Raw genomic sequence first — 18,800 nt, 5'->3', positions numbered from 1 at the left:
CGCTGAAGATGTCATTTTCAGCTCTGCTGCGGCTTTGGCTTGTTCATCTGTTCTGTGTGGCGGGTTTGGTCGGTTTGCGACGTCATCTTCTGCTCAAGCCGGGTCAGCTTTGGCAGTCTGGGGAGATTTCCGGCGGCCAGCGTCATGATGAAGCGAAACCGTGCGCATTCAATGCCGCGATAAACGGTCTGGACGGCGCCTCCGATGGTTTTGGCCCAGCCGAAAGCCTCCTCGATCCGTTTGCGGTGCCTGAGGGGACGAGCGTAGCCCTTGTACCCGGTGAGCGCAAGGGAAGGTGCGGTAAGTGGGTCCGTCGAAACACCAGCGGGAAGGGCGCTGTGCATCAGATAAGCCCATGCACTGCATTCCTTGGGGGCCCCGGCCCGAGGGCCGGAGTGGACAGGCCGAACGAAAGAGCCGCACCAGAGGGCGCGGCAGTTGCTTGTCATCGCTAGAAGACAAGAGGGTTCAGCTATGGGCCGGGGGTAGTCGTGGTCAAGGGCACCGTTGTGTCGTGCCTGCGTCGGCTTCCGGCTGACAATCACCGGGGATGCCGCCCTAGATAACGGCTCGGCTTGGCAGCACAGGGCCTGCGTAGGCACAGGCCCTAGGGCGTGTCGTCAGTTAAACGGGGGGCTTATGAAGCTTGTACTCCCGTTTGATCTGTGATGTTTTCTTCCTGTTTCTGGAACGGGGAGAGTGTGAATGCGACGGTATGGTCTGAGCGATGGTCAGTGGGAACGGATAAAAGATCTTCTCCCGGGTCGCGAAGGTCATGTCGGTGGGACGGCTGCGGATAACCGTCTGTTTATCGAAGCCGTGCTGTATCGTTACCGTGCAGGCATTCCCTGGCGTGATCTGCCTGCCCGGTTCGGGGACTGGAAGAACGTGCACCGGCGGCTGCGTCGCTGGTGCGAAGGCGGCGTGATCGAGCGGATTTTCCGGCATCTGGCTGCTGACCATGACAACGAATACATGATGATCGACAGCACCATTGTCCGTGCTCACCAGCATAGCGCGGGCGCCCGTAAAAAAGGGGGATGGATCAGGCCACCGGGCGGTCCCGTGGCGGACTGACCACGAAAATCCATGCCATTGTCGATGCCGCGGGAAAGGCTGTGGCTCTTTCCCTGACGCCCGGACAAAGGGCCGACATCACAGAAGCAGAGCCATTGCTCGATGAAGTCGATCCCGAGGTCTTCATCGCCGACAAGGCTTATGATGCCGATCCCCTCATCGAAAAGCTTGAAGAGCGGGGGATCACACCGGTTATTCCGTCAAAGAAAAACCGACGCAATCCACGGAAAATCCTCTTTTCGCTTTATAAAAAACGAAACATCATCGAACGCTTCTTCGCCAGACTTAAACAGTTCAGAGGTATTGCAACACGATATGACAAGCTGAAGTCAACTTTCCTCGCAGCCGTGCAATTCGTCTCCGCCATCATTGGAATTAACTGACGACACACCCTAGTTCTACGCCTATGCCTGCGACTGGTAGCTTACAGTTGGTCGAGGCTGTGATCGAGTGTTGATTTTCACTGAGAACTGATGGGGTGGATGCCCGCTCCCGACGGCATCGCGAGATGTGCCAAGGTGATGTTGTTGTTCAACGTCACGGGAAGGAGAAGGCATCCATGGACGGAGTTGCCATTATTGGCCTTGATCTTGCAAAGCGGGTTTTTCAGCTTCACGGCGCTCGGGCAGACGGAAGCGTAGCGTTCCGCAAGAAGCTGCCGCGCGCTCAGGTAACGACATTCCTGGCGAAGCTGCCACGGTGCATCGTTGCGTTGGAAGCGTGCGCGACAGCCCACTTTTGGGCCCGGACGATCGGTGCGCTCGGACATGACGTGAGGCTCGTGCCGCCGGCGTATGTGAAGCCTTTCGTCAAGCGGCAGAAAAACGACGCGGCCGATGCCGAAGCCATCGCAGAAGCGGCGAGCCGTCCGACGATGCGCTTCGTGGAGCCCAAGACGGAACGCCAGCAGGCTCGGGCGATGGTCTTCAGGACGCGTGACATGTTCGTGCGTCAGCGGACGCAGATGATCAACGCGCTCCGGGCTCACCTGGCGGAACATGGCATCATCGCCGCCAAGGGAATCACGAACGTGCAGGAATTGGGACGGATCATCGAGACGGCGGAAACCGGGATTGAGCCTCTGGTCGTGGAGACGGCCCGCATCTATCTCGATCAGATCGAACAGATTTCGGGGCGCATCGCTGCATTGGAGAAGACGCTCAGGCAGGAGGCCGGTCAATCCGACAGGACGGAGCGGATGATGAGCATGCCGGGGATCGGCCCGGTGACGGCCATGGCGGTCGAGGCGTTCGCGCCCACCCTGTCGACATTCCGGCGCGGCCGAGATTTCGCGGCATGGTTGGGCCTGGTGCCGAAACAGCATTCGTCCGGCGGCAAACAGGTTCTGGGGCATACGTCGAAAATGGGCCAACGCGACATCCGCCGCCTGCTCATCATCGGCGCCATGTCCGTTATTCGCTGGTTCAGCCAAAACACGCCCGACGCCGATACTTGGCTCGGGCGGCTGCTGCGCCGCAAGCCCCGTCAGTTGGCTGCCATTGCCCTGGCCAATAAAATGGCCCGCTCGCTCTGGGCCATGGAAACACGGGAAGAGTTTTTCAGGGATCCGCGCGCGGTTGCCGCCTGACAATCAGTCGGGAGTAACTACGCGCGGTACGTCGGCGTGTGAGGAGGTCGTCGAGCAGTAAGGACAAACGATCGGAAAGAACGGGTCTGGAAAAGCATTCGGGTCAATGAACCTCGAGTTCGCAGAATTGATTTGCACCAGATCCGCGTAGCCCATACCGGCCAGTGGTCATGTTCAGACCGCATCCAAAGGCCTGATACATGACCGCATCCGATCACACGCCTCTATTGTTCAACGCATCTGCTTGCACGAACGCGGGCATCCATACATGACCCGGGTAGGGCGGAAATTTTCATTGAGATTTGACCCATGCCTTCACACTCCCCGGCATCATCTGCTGGGGGTTTGAGGAGTGATTGACATGGAGCTTCTGAGTGTGATCCGTCGGTGGCACTGCCGGGATCATCTTCCGATCCGCGAGATTGAACGCCGGACGGGGCTGTCACGCAATACGATCCGGAAATATCTCCGGGCGGAGAGTATTGAACCGCGGTACCAGGTTCCCGAACGCCCCAGCCGACTGGACCCATTTGTTGACAGGCTGAGGGGATGGCTCGTCCTGGAAGCTGCCCGATCACGCAAAAACCGGCGCACGGCGCGACGACTACATGAAGACCTTGTGGCGCTGGGTTATGATGGCTCCTACGGACGGGTGGCCGCTTTTATCCGGCAATGGAAACACGAACAGCACCAGGCACGCCAGACAACGGGTCGAGGTGTTTTTGTCCCCCTGCGCTTCCAGCCCGGAGAAGCCTTCCAGTTCGACTGGGGTGAGGACTGGGCGGTGATTGCCGGGCATCGCGTCAAGCTGCAGGTTGCCCACACCAAACTGTCCTTTAGCCGGGCCTTCATACTCAGGGCCTATCCCCTGCAGACCCACGAAATGCTTTTCGATGCGCTTACCGAGGCCTTCCGCGTGCTCGGTGGTGTTCCGCGGCGGGGTATTTTTGACAACATGAAGACCGCCGTGGACCGGATTGGGTCAGGCAAGGCACGTCAGGTCAATCTGCGCTTCATGGCTCTGGCCAGCCATTATCTGTTCGAAGCGACTTTTTGCAATCCGGCAGCGGGATGGGAGAAAGGGCAGATTGAGAAGACCGTGCAGGATGCCCGGCGCCATATCTGGCAGGATCTGCCTGCCTTTGCGGATCTGGGGGCGCTGAATGCCTGGCTGGAAGCCCGCTGCCTGGACTGCTGGGAACGGCTGCAGCATATCGAACTGGCCCGGACCATCGCCGAGGTCCATGCCAGTGAGCGTCCACACCTCATGGTCCCGGGGCGTCCCTTTGACGGTTTTGTCGAACAGACCAAGCGCGTCTCGCCAACCTGCCTGATCCAGCCGTCATGCGTCATGATCCTGCAGCCGCTTCACTTGTCATCATGCTCCGTGGACTGCGGATGTATGGCATGGCCCAGGCTACGGCTGACCTCATAGAGCAGGGCGCGCCAGCTTTTGAGGCGGCCATCCCCATCCTCTCGCAACTTCTGAAGGCGGAGCTGGCCGAACGCGAAGTGCGCTCCATCGCCTACCAGACAAAGACAGCCTGGTTCCCTGCCTACAAAGACCTGTCCGGGTTCTCTTTTGCCGATACGCAGATCAACGAGCCCATGGTCCGCCAGCTCCATGGCGGGGACTTCATCGAGCGTGCTGAAAATGTCGTGCTGATCGGCGGTCCGGGAACCGGGAAAACCCACCTGGCGACCGCGCTGGCCATCCAGGCGATCACCCATCACCGCAAGAAGGCACGCTTCTGGTCAACGGTTGACCTCGTCAATGCGCTCGAACAAAAAAAGGCCGCCAACCGGGCCGGGCAGATTGCCGACAGGCTGCTCCGCCTGGATCTCGTGATCCTTGATGAACTCGGTTATCTCCCCTTCAGTGCGTCTGGTGGCGCCCTGCTGTTCCATCTGCTCAGCCGCCTCTACGAGCGCACCAGTGTCATCATCACAACCAATCTGAGCTTCAGTGAATGGGGAGAGGTCTTTGGTGACCCGAAGATGACGACGGCGCTCCTCGATCGGCTGACCCATCACTGTCATATCCTCGAGACAGGAAATGACAGCTACAGGTTCCGCGCCAGCACTGCCGCGTCAAAAAACAGAAAGGACAGATCTCCTTCTTGACCGCCCGCATAACTATACCTGAAATAGCATCTGGCTGGGTCAATTCCTGATGAAAAACCCGGGTCATGTATGGATGCCCGCGTTCGTGCAAGCAGATGCGTTGAACAATAGAGGCGTGTGATCGGATGCGGTCATGTATCAGGCCTTTGGATGCGGTCTGAACATGACCACTGGCCGGTATGGGCTACGCGGATCTGGTGCAAATCAATTCTGCGAACTCGAGGTTCATTGACCCGAATGCTTTTCCAGACCCGTTCTTTCCGATCGTTTGTCCTTACTGCTCGACGACCTCCTCACACGCCGACGTACCGCGCGTAGTTACTCCCGACTGATTGTCAGGCGGCAACCGCGCGCGGATCCCTGAAAAACTCTTCCCGTGTTTCCATGGCCCAGAGCGAGCGGGCCATTTTATTGGCCAGGGCAATGGCAGCCAACTGACGGGGCTTGCGGCGCAGCAGCCGCCCGAGCCAAGTATCGGCGTCGGGCGTGTTTTGGCTGAACCAGCGAATAACGGACATGGCGCCGATGATGAGCAGGCGGCGGATGTCGCGTTGGCCCATTTTCGACGTATGCCCCAGAACCTGTTTGCCGCCGGACGAATGCTGTTTCGGCACCAGGCCCAACCATGCCGCGAAATCTCGGCCGCGCCGGAATGTCGACAGGGTGGGCGCGAACGCCTCGACCGCCATGGCCGTCACCGGGCCGATCCCCGGCATGCTCATCATCCGCTCCGTCCTGTCGGATTGACCGGCCTCCTGCCTGAGCGTCTTCTCCAATGCAGCGATGCGCCCCGAAATCTGTTCGATCTGATCGAGATAGATGCGGGCCGTCTCCACGACCAGAGGCTCAATCCCGGTTTCCGCCGTCTCGATGATCCGTCCCAATTCCTGCACGTTCGTGATTCCCTTGGCGGCGATGATGCCATGTTCCGCCAGGTGAGCCCGGAGCGCGTTGATCATCTGCGTCCGCTGACGCACGAACATGTCACGCGTCCTGAAGACCATCGCCCGAGCCTGCTGGCGTTCCGTCTTGGGCTCCACGAAGCGCATCGTCGGACGGCTCGCCGCTTCTGCGATGGCTTCGGCATCGGCCGCGTCGTTTTTCTGCCGCTTGACGAAAGGCTTCACATACGCCGGCGGCACGAGCCTCACGTCATGTCCGAGCGCACCGATCGTCCGGGCCCAAAAGTGGGCTGTCGCGCACGCTTCCAACGCAACGATGCACCGTGGCAGCTTCGCCAGGAATGTCGTTACCTGAGCGCGCGGCAGCTTCTTGCGGAACGCTACGCTTCCGTCTGCCCGAGCGCCGTGAAGCTGAAAAACCCGCTTTGCAAGATCAAGGCCAATAATGGCAACTCCGTCCATGGATGCCTTCTCCTTCCCGTGACGTTGAACAACAACATCACCTTGGCACATCTCGCGATGCCGTCGGGAGCGGGCATCCACCCCATCAGTTCTCAGTGAAAATCAACAATGTCGGCAATCGAACACTGTCGCACCGCAGCCCTTGGTGGTCATGTCGCAGCGTGCGGGGACTGTGGACACAGGCGGATCGCCTATAACAGTTGCCGCAACCGTCATTGTCCGCGCTGTCAGGGGAACGCCGCACGGACATGGCTGGCCGAACGTGAGGCCGATCTGCTGCCGGTCGGGTATTTCCATGTCGTCTTCACCCTGCCTGCGCGGATCGCCCACATCGCGCTCCAGAACAAGGCCGTTCTCTACGCCCTGCTGTTCCAGGCCGCCTCGGAGACGATGATGACGATCGCCGCCGATCCCCGGCATCTGGGTGCCCGCATCGGCATCACCGCCGTGCTGCACAGCTGGGGTTCGGCGCTGACCCACCATCCCCATGTGCACATGATCGTGCCGGGTGGCGGTCTCTCGCCCGATGGCCGGCGCTGGATCTCGTCACGCCCTGCCTTCCTGCTGCCCGTGCGCGTGCTGGGCAAACTGTTCCGCCGCCTGTTCCTGACCCGGCTGCGCGCACTTTTCGATGCCGACCGGTTGGTCTTTCGGGGGCAGCTTGCCCCTTTGGCAGACCGCCGTGCCTTCCTGCGGTATCTGGCCCCTGTGCGCAGCAGGCGCTGGGTCGTCTACGCCAAGCCCCCGTTTGCCGGTCCAAAAGCGGTGCTGGCCTATCTGTCACGCTATACCCACCGTGTCGCCATCTCGAACCGCCGCCTCCTGGCGTTCAACGAAAACGGCGTGACGTTCCGCTACAAGGACTACCGGCGGGACACGGCCCACCAGCAGCAGGTCATGACACTCGCCACGGATGAGTTCATCCGCCGCTTCATGCTGCATGTCCTGCCACGGGGATTTCATCGCATCCGCCATTATGGCCTGCTGGCCAGTTCCAGCCGCAAGGCCAGCCTCGCCCGGGTGCGGGAACTGCTGAATGTCATGTCCACACCAGCGCCAGAAGTCCCGGAAACCGAACCGGTCACGCCACCGCCGTGCCCATGCTGTGGTGGTCCGATGGTCGTCATCCCGATCCTTCCCCGATGGTGCCAGCCCCGAGGGCCACCCCGGGCGACTGCTCCGGCCGGGGGATCACCATGACAGCCCGCAGAGATTACAGCATGACCGATCCCGATGTCGGAGTGGCTCCGCTCCGGCAAACCGGGGCTCCTGTAAGCATCACCGGAAAAGCCGGGAAAATCGCTGTCTGCACCGCAAATTCTGTCATCGCGTCATGCAGATCCGGTCATAAAAACCCGTTCCAGTTCCACAAACGCACCTGTATGTTCTGGCTCAGGCTCTCCCCCGGGGCGGCGCCAGTTGCAAATTCCCCATAACTGAGTCCCGGTGTCGCGGGTTCGGTCTTCCCAGACTTTCGTACGCCTCGCGGCGCCCGAAACCCTTCAGGGCAAACGGAATGTCTGCTTCCGGACAAAAGATGCAGAAAGCCGCCAGTTAATTCCACAGTTTCCAAGACGCCCCTAACAGATTTCGTCTCCACCCGAAGCCAGAAAAGCGCGGATCCAAAAAATCTGACAATCTGTTCATCCTAGTTTACTCACGAAATGTCTGAGATGATCTGCAATGAAACTGGCTATAAAATAATAACTGTGATCGTAATCAGGACGAAGATTCAGGATGAGTTCCTGCCCTGCATTCTGTGCGGCTTCCTGGAACAGTTCTGGTCTGAGCTGTTCTTTCAGAAACTGGTCCGCCAGACCCTGATCTATCAGAACAGGCAGTCTTTCCTTCGCTGTCCGCACAAGTTCAAGCGGGTCATAGGCTGCCCAACTGGCACGATCCGGACCCAGATAAGCACTGAATGCTTTTTCACCCCATGGTACCTGCGTTGGCGCCACAATGGGTGAAAAGGCTGACACAGAACGATAGCGGCCAGGATTACGCAGCGCGATCATGATGGCGCCAAATCCACCCATCGAATGTCCCGCAATGCCTCGCTGCTGCGTAACCGGAAAGCTCGCCTCAATCAGCGCAGGAAGTTCCGTGACGACGTAATCATACATCCGATAATGCGCAGCCCACGGCTCCTGCGTCGCATTGAGGTAAAATCCGGCACCCTGTCCAAGATCGTACGCATCGTCATCAGCCACACCCACGCCCCGTGGACTGGTATCCGGCGCGACAATGGCGATGCCCAGTTCTGCGGCCACGCGTTGCGCGCCAGCCTTGCCAATGAAATTCTGCTCCGTACATGTCAGACCGGAGAGCCAGTAAAGAACGGGAACCTTTTCAGTTTTTGCCTGCGGCGGCAGGTAGATCGCGAAGTTTGCTTCCACACCCAACGACACGGACTTGTGTCGCCAGACTTCCTGCACGCCCCCAAAAGAGGCGTGTGTTTCCTTGCGTTCCATGGCTCTCACTGCCTTTTGCGCATGTCAGTTACCGTCCGTGAAGGTATAACTGCAGATCTTGTTCCCTGCCGGATCCCGGAGATAGGCAGCGTAAGCGCCCGGTAAGTGGCTTCGCGGGCCGGGTGCGCCTTCATCGGTTCCCCCATTGGCAAGACCTGCGGCATGAAAAGCCTCCACTTCGGCGGGTGTCGCTGCTGCAAAACCGATGGTGACACCGTTGCTTGAGGGCGCTTCACCGTTGCCAGGACGTGCAATGATGAAGGCTGGCTTTTCGCGGCCATACAGAATCCACCCATGCCCGAACGGCCCCAGGTTTTTTATGCCCAGAGCCGCAAGCGCGGCGTCATAGAATTTCGCGGATACCGCAGTATCCACTGCCCCAAGAAAAACGTGAGAGAAAACACCGTCACCGGAAATAACTGCCATGATCGTTCTCCTGTAATTTCCAACCATTGGAAATGATGTTGCGCGGTGAGACGTAGACCTTAGAAATGAATGACGGAACGGATGGATTTTCCTTCATGCATCAGATCGAAGGCCGTATTGATGTCTTCGAGCGGCATGGTGTGGGTTACGAAAGGCGCAAGTTCGATATCGCCACGCATGGCATCTTCGACCATGCCGGGAAGCTGGCTGCGTCCCTTGACCCCACCGAAAGCCGAGCCGCGCCACGAACGCCCCGTCACAAGCTGGAAGGGACGGGTCGAAATTTCCTGACCGGCCCCTGCCACCCCGATGACGATCGACTGCCCCCACCCACGATGCGCGGCTTCTAACGCCGCGCGCATGACGTTGACGTTTCCGATACATTCAAATGTATGATCAATACCCCAGCCGGTCATTTCCACAAGAACCTGCTGAATCGGTTTGTCATAATCCTTGGGGTTGAGGAATTCCGTGGCGCCGAATGCTTTGGCAAGTTCAAACTTTTCCGGGTTGGTATCAATAGCGAAAATCCGGCCAGCCTTTGCCTGTCGCGCTCCCTGAATGACCGCCAGACCGATCCCGCCCAGACCGAAGACGGCAACCGTATCTCCCGGCTGCACCTTGGCCGTGTTGTGTACCGCACCAATCCCTGTGGTGACGCCACATCCCAACAGACAGACATGCCCTGGATTGGATGCGGGATTGATTTTTGCCAGAGAAACCTCGGCGACAACCGTGTATTCGCTGAACGTCGAACACCCCATGTAATGATGGATCGGCTGACCTTTGTAGGAGAAGCGTGTCGTGCCATCCGGCATCACACCTTTACCCTGTGTGGCGCGCACTGAAATGCAGAGATTGGTTTTTCCCGACTTACAGAACAGACATTCACCGCATTCCGCCGTGTAAAGCGGAATGACATGGTCGCCGGGGGCAACGCTGGTTACGCCTTCTCCGACCTCGATGACAATTCCCGCGCCTTCGTGACCCAAAACGGCTGGGAACAGTCCCTCGGGATCATCCCCTGACAGGGTAAACGCATCAGTGTGGCAGACACCCGTATGTGTGATCTGCACGAGCACCTCACCCGCACGAGGAGGCGCTACGTCGATCTCGACAATCTCAAGGGGCTTACCCGCCTCGAAAGCAACTGCGGCCCGTGATTTCATGATTTTTCTCCAAATAACCTGTCAGTCAGCGTCGTGAGCATTACCGGAGATAGGATCGAACGAGTGACACCACATTCTCGATCGAACCACTGGCAGCATCACGATCACCGGCGCATTCAACAAATTCTTCCCGCAGGTGGCTTTCAAGAACACCGGCCATTAATCCGTTGATCGCTCCTCGGATAGCCGCAACCTGTTGCAGTACCGGACCGCAATCAGCCCCCTTCTCCAGAGCCTGTTCCAGCGCATCAAGTTGCCCGCGAATACGGCGCACGCGGGTCAGAACGCGCTTTTTCTCAGCTGGTGTGTGCGGCACGAAACGTTTACTCCGAATATACTGCCCTTGAGTATCCTTTCATACTATGGGGCAGTATGACAAGGATACATACTATGGGGCAGTATGACAAGGATATAAGGATGTGCTTGTCATATGATCCGATCAAAAGTCCGTATCGCTGAAATTTTCACCGTAACGTCCATTGGGGGACTGCCTGTGTCTTGGAATCATTCAATAGGTGTAATCAGTGAAATCCAGACAAGCTCTACAACGAGGCTTTGAAGCGCTGATGTCCGCTATTTGACAAATAATCTTGTGGTCCAAACGACCGAGATGAAGGCGAAAGCAGACCCGTGCGTTGATAAACATGCGGTCGCGTTTTGTCTCCTAATTATGGGCTTTTTTCGCATCAATAAGGGACCTTCCCATAATTAAGGGTATCACTAACATGCTGAAATATAAGAATATTGACTAACATAATTAAGGTATTTCGACATTTGTCGAAAACCAGAAGATAATGATAATCCGCAGCTGACTGCCTTTTTTGTCGACGCAAAAACCACTTAATCGCGATAAAAATGCAGAAATTAATGATAGAGTTGCCGGCCCGTGCAGACACGCCGGAAACCATGCAAACAGACCCAGAACTTCCGCTTACGCCTCATGCCGGACGCTCAAGCTCTTTGGAGCCCGTCTCAAAAGTGGACTTTCGTTTACGACCGGCCACGCAGCCCCGTTACGACCATCATAAAGTAGCTGGGGATATTGGCGAGCAACACCCGCATTACTTCTTCCTGCCGAGAGGTGGCTCACACCCCGCTGTGATCTATTACATTTCCTCACGCTAGGCTTAGGATTTTGGTAACGTATTGGCCTTGTGCCCGATTAATTAGTGATCTTAGTCCGTAGGCGAATACATAGTACCTTTGACTCCTAGAGCGTGTCGTCAGTTAAGTAGGATAATGATTGAAGCGAACTGCACGGCTGCGAGGAAGGTCGATTTCAGCTTGTCGTAGCGTGTTGCGATAGCACGGAACTGCTTGAGTTTATTGAAGAACCGCTCGACAAGGTTCCGTTCGCGGTAGAGAGCGAAGTCGGTTTCCCGTTGGGTTGTTCTATTGCGTTTCGGCGGGATGACCGGAGTAATCCCGCGCTGTGTCAGCCGATCAATCAGTCTGTCCGCGTCATACGCCCTGTCGGCGAGGAAGGCATCCGGATCGATGTTTTCCAGCATCGGTTCCGCCTGGCTGATATCCGCATCCTGCCCCGGTGTGATGCCGAGTTCCACCGGATTGCCCAGAGCGTCGCAGATGGCATGGATCTTTGTCGTCAACCCGCCTCGTGATCGTCCGATGGCCTGATCCGCGCCCCTTTTTTGAGGGCTCCGGCACTATGCTGATGTGCCCGGACAATGGTGCTGTCGATCATCATGTATTCATTGTCGTGATCCGCGGCTAGATGGCGAAAGATCCTCTCAATAACACCGCTTTCACACCAGCGGCGCAGACGCCGATGCACGTTTTTCCAGTCTCCGAAACGGGCAGGAAGATCACGCCATGGAATGCCTGCGCGATAGCGATACAGCACGGCCTCCACGAACAGGCGGTTGTCCGCTGCTGTGCCGCCGACATGACCTTCACGACCGGGGAGAAGGTCTTTTATCCGTTCCCACTGATCGTTGCGTAAACCGTAGCGCCGCATCTGTTGCTCTCCCACAAAATCGGGAAAACAGTCAGCACAGGACGCCACAAAGTACAACCCTCACGTGCCATACTCAGCGCTTAACTGACGACACGCCGTAGTGAGATCCAGACAATCTCTGCAACGAAGCTTTGAAGCGCTGATGTCCGCTATTTGGCAAACAACCTTGTGGTCCAAACGACCGACATGAGGCGACTGCTGCCTGTCTGCTCCTGTATCATTGAGCAGACAGGCCAATCAGGGGGGGATTGCTGCCGGTCTGGTTTCGGGCGGGCAAATGGCTATAGCTGCCATGGCAAGCAACGTCCGCTTTTCCGAAAAGGATTGCAGAAGCGGGAAAGCTTCTGCAGACCGATTAACGGGCTGTCGGTTGCATAAGCTCTATCGTGATATGATCGGGGCCTGAAACGTAGGCCACCAAAGTTCCCTTCCGTGGACCACCAGGGATCGACAGCGCACTACCCTTGGCCTTCCATCCTGCTGCCTCGACGCGGGCAATTGCTGCATGAATATTCTTCACAGTCAGAGCTAAGTGGGCTGCTCCGATCGATCCCGCGCTGTTGGGTATGGCTCCGTTCTGGCGCCCATTTGAATATTGCAACAGTTCGACCACGTAGCCGCCTGGTGCTTTGACGATCGCCGTTTTTACACTCGGGTCATCGACGCCCGTCACCTGATACAGGAAGTCACCTCCCATTTCCGATTGCCGCTCAAGTGTGAAACCGAGCGCTCCCGTCCAGAACCGAATGGCTTCGTCCAAAGACGATACAGCGAAGCCTGTGTGGTCCACGGCAACTACGTTTACGGCGTCCGTCATTACTGTACTCTCACTGGGCCGAGGTTGCGGTGTTAGGGCCTGCGCGCCCGCTGCAACCGAACTTGGCAGCATGGCGAACATGATCGTCATCGTGGTGCTTTAACCCTAAGGCCGATTCCTGAAAAGGAACGTCTAACGGAACACGGGCCGGCTGGCCGTCGTGTCGATGCTTCAAACGGCTCGTGTTTCCTGAAACCTGCCCCGATTGCGTTTCCCGAAATGTGCTGCTCTACATGGAATAACAGGACAGAAGCGACCGGCTCAAAGACGCGTTTCGGGAAGACACGCCTGCAGCCTTAGCGGACAAGATGAGCGCGCAAGCGGTCGAACGAACGTTCGATTTCAAAATTACTGCGCTATCCCCGCGATGCCTGATGGCACATCAATGCAAGCATCATCAAGGGCAACTGTCCTAAAAACGCCGGCAATACCGACCGAAACACGCCGCCTTGCCGTCAGTTCATTGTCTCCGAAACGGTCGACGGCCCAGGACAATGCCACGACGAGTTCGAACACTTCTGCCGCTGTCACACCGTCCCCAGCATTTCCGGACAGGGTTGCCTGACGGAGAAATATCCCCGTTCGATCAATCAGCGCGGCGCACGCAGCAGCCATGGACGATTGTGGGTCGGCCTTAGCGGACGCAACACAGGTCGGCAGGTCGTGCCAGATGCGCAGTGTCCAGGCGAGCCGGATCAGCCATTCCGCCAGTGCCTCTTTCGGTGCGAGCGCTCTGGACAGCGCATCGGCTTCGGCCAGAGCAGTTTCGATGCTGACCGAAGCCACGGCGGCAAGCAAATCGTCCCGCGTCGGAAAGTTCCGATACAGCGTCGCATTTCCCACACCTGCACGTAGGGCGATGCCGTCAAGAGAGGCGAGAACACCCTCTTCCTCAAATGTGGCACGCGCGGCCGCAAGGATTGCATCACGGTTACGCCGTGCATCGGCGCGCATGGGACGCGGCGCGGCTGAACTTTTCTCCTGCTCGACGGTCATAAATATATTCCCTTGACTAATCGGGGAGAGTCCCCGGATAATGTTCCAGGGAAAATCCCCACTTAATGGAGAACTATAGGATGACGCAGGCAATCGACAAGACCAACCATACTCTGGAGGATCGGGTCGTTCTCGTAACCGGTGCCAATGGCGGTCTCGGGGAAGAATTCGTCCAGCAGGCCCTTCAGCGTGGCGCACGCCGCGTTTATGCGGCAGCCCGAAAACCCAAAGTTTGGAATGACGCTCGCATCGTACCGCTGACGCTTGACATCACGAAAGCCGACGACATCGCATGCGCTGTTGCCACTGCGTCTGATTGTGACCTGCTTATCAACAACGCGGCCATCGCACCGGAAGCCGATGTATTACTTCAGCCCGAGGCGGAGACACGGCGCATCTTCGACACGAATTTTTTCGGCACGTTGAACGTCGCCAACGCCTTTACACCGGTCCTCGGTGCCAATGGCGGGGGGACAATGCTCAATATTCTGTCCGTTGCGGCATGGATCAGCATACCCACGGCCTATGCAGCATCGAAGGCCGCGCTGTGGTCCGCGACCAACGGTTTGCGTATGGCGCTTGAGGGACAAAACACGCAGGTCATCGGGCTGCTGGTCGGTATGATCGACACACCGATGACGAAAAACTGGACTATTCCGAAGAGCAGCGCGGCGAGCATCGTGACAGAAGCGTATGCCGGTATTTCTGCCGGTGCTCTCGAAATTCTGGCCGATGATACGACGCGCGACCTGAAGTCGAGACTCAACACGAAAGGCGAGGAACTGTATCCGTGGGTCCATGCCCAGCTCCGGGCGCTGATGGTCTCGTAACGCGAGCTACCATAAGAGGATGGAGATGAGTTAATGGCTGCCCCCGGCAGAACACGTCTGCTTTTCGCCCGCGTCGGGCCGCCTGTATGGCCGACATGAGGGCGGAAGCTGCCTGTCTGCTTGGCGTGCGCCAACTCTCCTTCTCTGGTGAGAAGGAGAGTCGTTGCATCGCTCTATCCGTTTTTGACTTTCGCCCAATAACGTTCTGTAGCTGAGCGCCGTGGCTCCCATCCAGCTTCTTTGAGCCTGACAGGCAATTCCTTTTCGACGATGCCTGGAACGGCCTTCAAGATTTCGGCGATTGTTGTCCGGTCTCGACCAGCAAGATAGGTCTCGAGACTTACAACCTGTGGCAATGCTGAGAACGAAGGCATCGGAATTTCCTCAATCCGGATGCCTTCCTTCTCCTCAAGGTACTCTGCCACTCGGTGTAAGCCGAGAAATTTCACCCCGGCCAGCCTGTCTTCGGCATAGAAGCCTGACCCTGCTGCGTCAGCAAACATGTCCCAAAGCCTATCCACCACCGTGGATGGAAGATGCTGGAGCATGGTGAGTCGGTTGATCGGCTCCCACCGGAGAAGTTCGTCCGGCTCCCCTACGATCACTTCGATCCTGTCTGTGGCGACATTGAAGCGTATCCGGCCCTTCATGCGGGCACGGATTTCCTCGCGCATTTCCTGATCTTCATACATTGATCTGGTTCCTTCGATGAATATTGAAAACGATCGGAGAAACCATTGAGGCGGCCCTGTTGGCCATGGCGTGGAGTGGACGTGCGAGATCGCCCGGCCCTCTTTCGAGGGGCGGGACACGTGTAACTGTCTGATAAGCCAGTATTTCATGGCGATCAGCAGTCGATTTGTAGAGATTTATGATGGAAGTGGTTGCGGGGGCAGGATTTGAACCTGCGGCCTTCAGGTTATGAGCCTGACGAGCTACCGGGCTGCTCCACCCCGCGTTTGTGGTGATTTTAGGGTGATTTGGAAGACCTGGCGGCGACCGACTTTCCCACGACTTAAGCCGCAGTATCATAGGCGCTGGGGGTTTTCACGGCCGAGTTCGGGATGGGATCGGGTGGATCACTCCCCGCCATGGCCACCAGGTCATCCAAATCACCCTTGAGTTGGGGTGGTGTGGACGGTTGGGTATGATGAAGTATGACGTTTTGCATGGATGATTTCTGTGCACGGGCCGTTCTTTTAAGGGAACGGTAAGAGAGTGAGCCTATTGGGCGATTAGGACCAGTTAGCTACACGCATTACTGCGCTTCCACACCTGGCCTATTGACGTGATGGTCTATCACGGCCCTTGGGGAGACCTAGTTTTGAGGTGGGTTTCCCGCTTAGATGCTTTCAGCGGTTATCCCGTCCACACTTAGCTACCCGGCGGTGCCGCTGGCGCGACAACCGGTGCACCAGAGGTGTGTTCATCCCGGTCCTCTCGTACTAGGGACAAATCCTCTCAAGTCTCCAACATCCACGGCAGATAGGGACCGAACTGTCTCACGACGTTCTAAACCCAGCTCACGTACCACTTTAATCGGCGAACAGCCGAACCCTTGGGACCTGCTCCAGCCCCAGGATGTGATGAGCCGACATCGAGGTGCCAAACCTCCCCGTCGATGTGGACTCTTGGGGGAGATCAGCCTGTTATCCCTAGAGTACCTTTTATCCGTTGAGCGATGGCCCTTCCACGCGGGACCACCGGATCACTATGGCCGACTTTCGTCTCTGCTCGAGCTGTCACTCTCGCAGTCAGGCGGGCTTATGCCATTGCACTCAACAGCCGGTTTCCGACCGGCCTGAGCCCACCATCGCGCGCCTCCGTTACACTTTGGGAGGCGACCGCCCCAGTCAAACTGCCCACCATACAGGGTCCCGGATCAGGCTAACTGACCGCGGTTAGACATCAGAAAAATTCAGGGTGGTATTTCAAGGATGGCTCCACGGGAACTGGCGCCCCCGCTTCAAAGCCTCCCACCTATCCTACACAGAATGTCTCTGATGCCACTGTAAAGCTGCAGTAAAGGTTCATAGGGTCTTTCCGTCTGACCGCGGATACCCCGCATCTTCACGGGGAATTCAATTTCGCTGAGCCGATGCTGGAGACAGCGGGGAAGTCGTTACGCCATTCGTGCAGGTCGGAACTTACCCGACAAGGAATTTCGCTACCTTAGGACCGTTATAGTTACGGCCGCCGTTTACCGGGGCTTCAATTCAGTGCTCTCACACCTCCTCTTAACCTTCCGGCACCGGGCAGGCGTCAGGCCCTATACGTCGTCTTTCGACTTCGCAGAGCCCTGTGTTTTTACTAAACAGTCGCTACCCCCTGGTCTGTGCCACCCGCCAATGGTTGCCCACCAACGGGTCTCGCTTATCCCGAAGTTACACGAGTAATTTGCCTAGTTCCTTCAGCATCGTTCTCTCAAGCGCCTTGGTATTCTCTACCAGTCCACCTGTGTCGGTTTCGGGTACGGTCTATACGCCAGAGCTATTTCCTGGAATGCGCAAAAAGCCAGTCCAATCCATTAAGGACTGACAACATCTTGCATTCGTCACTTCTGACAGGTTCAGGAGTGTTCACCTGATTCCCATCGACTACGGCTTTCGCCCTCGCCTTAGGGGCCGACTAACCCTGCGTGGATTAACCTTGCGCAGGAACCCTTGGACTTTCGGCGACAGTGTTTCTCGCACTGTTTGTCGCTACTCATGTCAGCATTCGCACTTCCGATATCTCCAGAGAGGGTCACCCCGTCTCCTTCACAGACTTACGGAACGCTCCGCTACCGCGCATATCATAGATATGCACCCACAGCTTCGGCACGTGGCTTGAGCCCCGTTACATTTTCGGCGCAGGGTTTCTATTAGACCAGTGAGCTATTACGCTTTCTTTAAAGGATGGCTGCTTCTAAGCCAACCTCCTGGTTGTTTTGGAATCCCCACATCCTTTCCCACTTAGCCACGATTTGGGGGCCTTAGCTGGTGGTCTGGGCTGTTTCCCTCTCGACAATGGACCTTAGCACCCACTGTCTGTCTGCCAGGCTATACTTCCGGGTATTCGGAGTTTGGTTAGGTTTGGTAAGGCTTTGGGCCCCCCTAGCCCATCCAGTGCTCTACCCCCCGGGGTAAATACCTGACGGTCTACCTCAATAGATTTCGCGGAGAACCAGCTATTTCCGAGTTTGATTGGCCTTTCACCCCTAGCCACAGCTCATCCCCGACTTTTTCAACAGGCGTGGGTTCGGCCCTCCAGTGCGTGTTACCGCACCTTCAGCCTGGCCATGGCTAGATCACTCGGTTTCGGGTCTTCTGCCAGCAACTCGGCGCCCTATTCAGACTCGCTTTCGCTACGCCTACACCTATCGGCTTAAGCTCGCTGCAAACAGAAACTCGCTGACCCATTATACAAAAGGTACGCCGTCACCCCATAAGAGGCTCCGACTGCTTGTAGGCATTCGGTTTCAGGTCTATTTCACTCCCCTCGTCGGGGTGCTTTTCACCTTTCCCTCACGGTACTTGTTCACTATCGGTCACCAGGGAGTATTTAGGCTTGGAGGGTGGTCCCCCCATGTTCAGACAGGGTTTCACGTGCCCCGCCCTACTCAAGCATTCTCAAAGACACTACGCATACGGGGCTATCACCCACTATGGCGGACCTTTCCAGATCCTTCTGCTTCTTCTTCAAAAATGACTGGCCTGTTCCGCGTTCGCTCGCCACTACTAGCAGAATCTCAATTGATGTCTTTTCCTCCAGGTACTGAGATGTTTCAGTTCCCCGGGTTCGCCTCACAGCCCTATGTATTCAGACTGTGATACCCTTGCGGGTGGGTTGCCCCATTCGGATATCTACGGATCAAAGCCTGCTCGCGGCTCCCCGTAGCTTTTCGCAGCGTGCTACGTCCTTCATCGCCTCCTGGTACCAAGGCATCCACCGAATGCCCTTATCGCGCTCACTCACCCC

14 protein-coding genes, 1 tRNA gene, 2 rRNA genes and 3 pseudogenes are annotated in these 18,800 nt (G+C 57.2%); 7 read left to right on the top strand and 13 right to left on the bottom strand.

Features of this window, described 5'->3' with window-relative positions:
• Positions 1-104: 104 nt before the first annotated feature.
• Positions 105-281 (bottom strand): annotated as a pseudogene (locus ASN_RS20220) (IS5/IS1182 family transposase); the annotation flags it as partial.
• Positions 282-705: 424 nt separating this feature from the next.
• Between ASN_RS20220 and ASN_RS18800 the strand changes: the two are divergent.
• From ASN_RS18800 to istB, 4 genes and pseudogenes are all read left to right on the top strand, one after another.
• A protein-coding gene (locus ASN_RS18800) for an IS5 family transposase (RefSeq protein WP_085948960.1) occupies positions 706-1,460 on the top strand; the annotation gives its coding sequence in 2 pieces (ribosomal slippage) (positions 706-1,042 and positions 1,042-1,460; 756 coding nt in all).
• A 176-nt stretch (positions 1,461-1,636) separates the two neighbouring features.
• The gene (locus ASN_RS10550) at positions 1,637-2,665 is read left to right on the top strand and encodes an IS110 family RNA-guided transposase (RefSeq protein WP_034928490.1); all 1,029 of its coding nucleotides are present in this window, start codon (positions 1,637-1,639) and stop codon (positions 2,663-2,665) included.
• A 361-nt stretch (positions 2,666-3,026) separates the two neighbouring features.
• A pseudogene (gene istA / locus ASN_RS10545) lies at positions 3,027-4,001 on the top strand (IS21 family transposase); the annotation flags it as partial.
• 8 nt (positions 4,002-4,009) lie between these two features.
• On the top strand, positions 4,010-4,789 hold the full coding sequence (gene istB / locus ASN_RS10540; protein ID WP_058988139.1) for an IS21-like element helper ATPase IstB: 780 nt from the start codon (positions 4,010-4,012) through the stop codon (positions 4,787-4,789).
• A 335-nt stretch (positions 4,790-5,124) separates the two neighbouring features.
• Here the strand turns inward: istB and ASN_RS10535 are convergent, their stop codons facing one another.
• The gene (locus tag ASN_RS10535) at positions 5,125-6,153 is read right to left on the bottom strand and encodes an IS110 family RNA-guided transposase (protein ID WP_034928490.1); all 1,029 of its coding nucleotides are present in this window, start codon (positions 6,151-6,153) and stop codon (positions 5,125-5,127) included.
• A gap of 108 nt (positions 6,154-6,261) precedes the next feature.
• Here ASN_RS10535 and ASN_RS10530 point away from each other — a divergent pair.
• Positions 6,262-7,353: pseudogene (locus ASN_RS10530) on the top strand (IS91 family transposase); the annotation flags it as partial.
• A gap of 443 nt (positions 7,354-7,796) precedes the next feature.
• Here the strand turns inward: ASN_RS10530 and fghA are convergent.
• From fghA to frmR, 4 genes are read right to left on the bottom strand one after another with little or no spacing between them, the layout of a single operon-like run.
• Complete coding sequence (gene fghA / locus ASN_RS10525; protein ID WP_058988137.1) at positions 7,797-8,624, bottom strand: S-formylglutathione hydrolase; 828 nt, start codon at positions 8,622-8,624, stop codon at positions 7,797-7,799.
• A 24-nt stretch (positions 8,625-8,648) separates the two neighbouring features.
• Complete coding sequence (locus ASN_RS10520) at positions 8,649-9,050, bottom strand: VOC family protein (protein WP_003618982.1); 402 nt, start codon at positions 9,048-9,050, stop codon at positions 8,649-8,651.
• A gap of 59 nt (positions 9,051-9,109) precedes the next feature.
• Positions 9,110-10,219, bottom strand: coding sequence for an S-(hydroxymethyl)glutathione dehydrogenase/class III alcohol dehydrogenase (locus tag ASN_RS10515; protein WP_003618980.1), 1,110 nt, complete (start codon positions 10,217-10,219; stop codon positions 9,110-9,112).
• A gap of 40 nt (positions 10,220-10,259) precedes the next feature.
• Positions 10,260-10,535, bottom strand: coding sequence for a formaldehyde-responsive transcriptional repressor FrmR (frmR, locus tag ASN_RS10510; protein WP_003626675.1), 276 nt, complete (start codon positions 10,533-10,535; stop codon positions 10,260-10,262).
• Between the two features lie 551 nt (positions 10,536-11,086).
• Here frmR and ASN_RS19670 point away from each other — a divergent pair.
• Complete coding sequence (locus ASN_RS19670) at positions 11,087-11,344, top strand: hypothetical protein (RefSeq protein ID WP_143225527.1); 258 nt, start codon at positions 11,087-11,089, stop codon at positions 11,342-11,344.
• Positions 11,345-11,442: 98 nt separating this feature from the next.
• Here the strand turns inward: ASN_RS19670 and ASN_RS18795 are convergent.
• The 3 genes from ASN_RS18795 to ASN_RS10490 form a co-directional block, all read right to left on the bottom strand.
• Positions 11,443-12,197 (bottom strand): IS5 family transposase gene (locus ASN_RS18795; protein ID WP_099048343.1). Its coding sequence is split into 2 segments (ribosomal slippage): positions 11,443-11,867 and positions 11,867-12,197, totalling 756 coding nucleotides; the frame shifts between segments, so codons are not numbered across the junction.
• Positions 12,198-12,552: 355 nt separating this feature from the next.
• Entirely contained in the window at positions 12,553-13,014 is a 462-nt protein-coding gene (locus ASN_RS10495; RefSeq protein ID WP_197603275.1) for a VOC family protein, read from the bottom strand.
• Positions 13,015-13,362: 348 nt separating this feature from the next.
• Positions 13,363-13,968 carry a TetR/AcrR family transcriptional regulator gene (locus tag ASN_RS10490; protein ID WP_058989283.1) on the bottom strand — a complete coding sequence of 202 codons (606 nt, stop codon included), beginning with the start codon at positions 13,966-13,968 and terminating at the stop codon, positions 13,363-13,365.
• A 122-nt stretch (positions 13,969-14,090) separates the two neighbouring features.
• Between ASN_RS10490 and ASN_RS10485 the strand changes: the two genes are divergently transcribed.
• Positions 14,091-14,840, top strand: a complete 750-nt coding sequence (locus ASN_RS10485) for an SDR family oxidoreductase (protein ID WP_058989282.1) — start codon at positions 14,091-14,093, stop codon at positions 14,838-14,840.
• 173 nt (positions 14,841-15,013) lie between these two features.
• On the opposite strand, the gene ASN_RS10480 is transcribed toward ASN_RS10485, so the two are convergent.
• From ASN_RS10480 to ASN_RS10465, 4 genes are all read right to left on the bottom strand, one after another.
• The gene (locus ASN_RS10480) at positions 15,014-15,532 is read right to left on the bottom strand and encodes a hypothetical protein (RefSeq protein WP_082666642.1); all 519 of its coding nucleotides are present in this window, start codon (positions 15,530-15,532) and stop codon (positions 15,014-15,016) included.
• A 189-nt stretch (positions 15,533-15,721) separates the two neighbouring features.
• Positions 15,722-15,798: transfer RNA gene (locus tag ASN_RS10475), tRNA-Met, on the bottom strand.
• Between the two features lie 29 nt (positions 15,799-15,827).
• A 5S ribosomal RNA gene (gene rrf / locus ASN_RS10470) occupies positions 15,828-15,943 on the bottom strand.
• Positions 15,944-16,054: 111 nt separating this feature from the next.
• Positions 16,055-18,795, bottom strand: a 23S ribosomal RNA gene (locus ASN_RS10465).
• Positions 18,796-18,800: the final 5 nt, after the last annotated feature.

The sequence above is a fragment of the Acetobacter senegalensis genome (genome assembly GCF_001499615.1).
Lineage (GTDB): Bacteria > Pseudomonadota > Alphaproteobacteria > Acetobacterales > Acetobacteraceae > Acetobacter > Acetobacter senegalensis.
Note: the sequence above shows the minus strand (reverse complement) of the source record. Positions and strands in the feature narration are given on the sequence as shown.

Coding starts and splice junctions, on each gene's coding strand:
- ASN_RS10550 (WP_034928490.1), top strand. CDS start 1,637: ATGGACGGAGTTGCCATTATTGGCCTTGATCTTGCAAAGCGGGTTTTT.
- istB (WP_058988139.1), top strand. CDS start 4,010: ATGCGTCATGATCCTGCAGCCGCTTCACTTGTCATCATGCTCCGTGGA.
- ASN_RS10535 (WP_034928490.1), bottom strand. CDS start 6,153: ATGGACGGAGTTGCCATTATTGGCCTTGATCTTGCAAAGCGGGTTTTT.
- fghA (WP_058988137.1), bottom strand. CDS start 8,624: ATGGAACGCAAGGAAACACACGCCTCTTTTGGGGGCGTGCAGGAAGTC.
- ASN_RS10520 (WP_003618982.1), bottom strand. CDS start 9,050: ATGGCAGTTATTTCCGGTGACGGTGTTTTCTCTCACGTTTTTCTTGGG.
- ASN_RS10515 (WP_003618980.1), bottom strand. CDS start 10,219: ATGAAATCACGGGCCGCAGTTGCTTTCGAGGCGGGTAAGCCCCTTGAG.
- ASN_RS19670 (WP_143225527.1), top strand. CDS start 11,087: ATGATAGAGTTGCCGGCCCGTGCAGACACGCCGGAAACCATGCAAACA.
- ASN_RS10495 (WP_197603275.1), bottom strand. CDS start 13,014: ATGACGGACGCCGTAAACGTAGTTGCCGTGGACCACACAGGCTTCGCT.
- ASN_RS10490 (WP_058989283.1), bottom strand. CDS start 13,968: ATGCGCGCCGATGCACGGCGTAACCGTGATGCAATCCTTGCGGCCGCG.
- ASN_RS10485 (WP_058989282.1), top strand. CDS start 14,091: ATGACGCAGGCAATCGACAAGACCAACCATACTCTGGAGGATCGGGTC.
- ASN_RS10480 (WP_082666642.1), bottom strand. CDS start 15,532: ATGTATGAAGATCAGGAAATGCGCGAGGAAATCCGTGCCCGCATGAAG.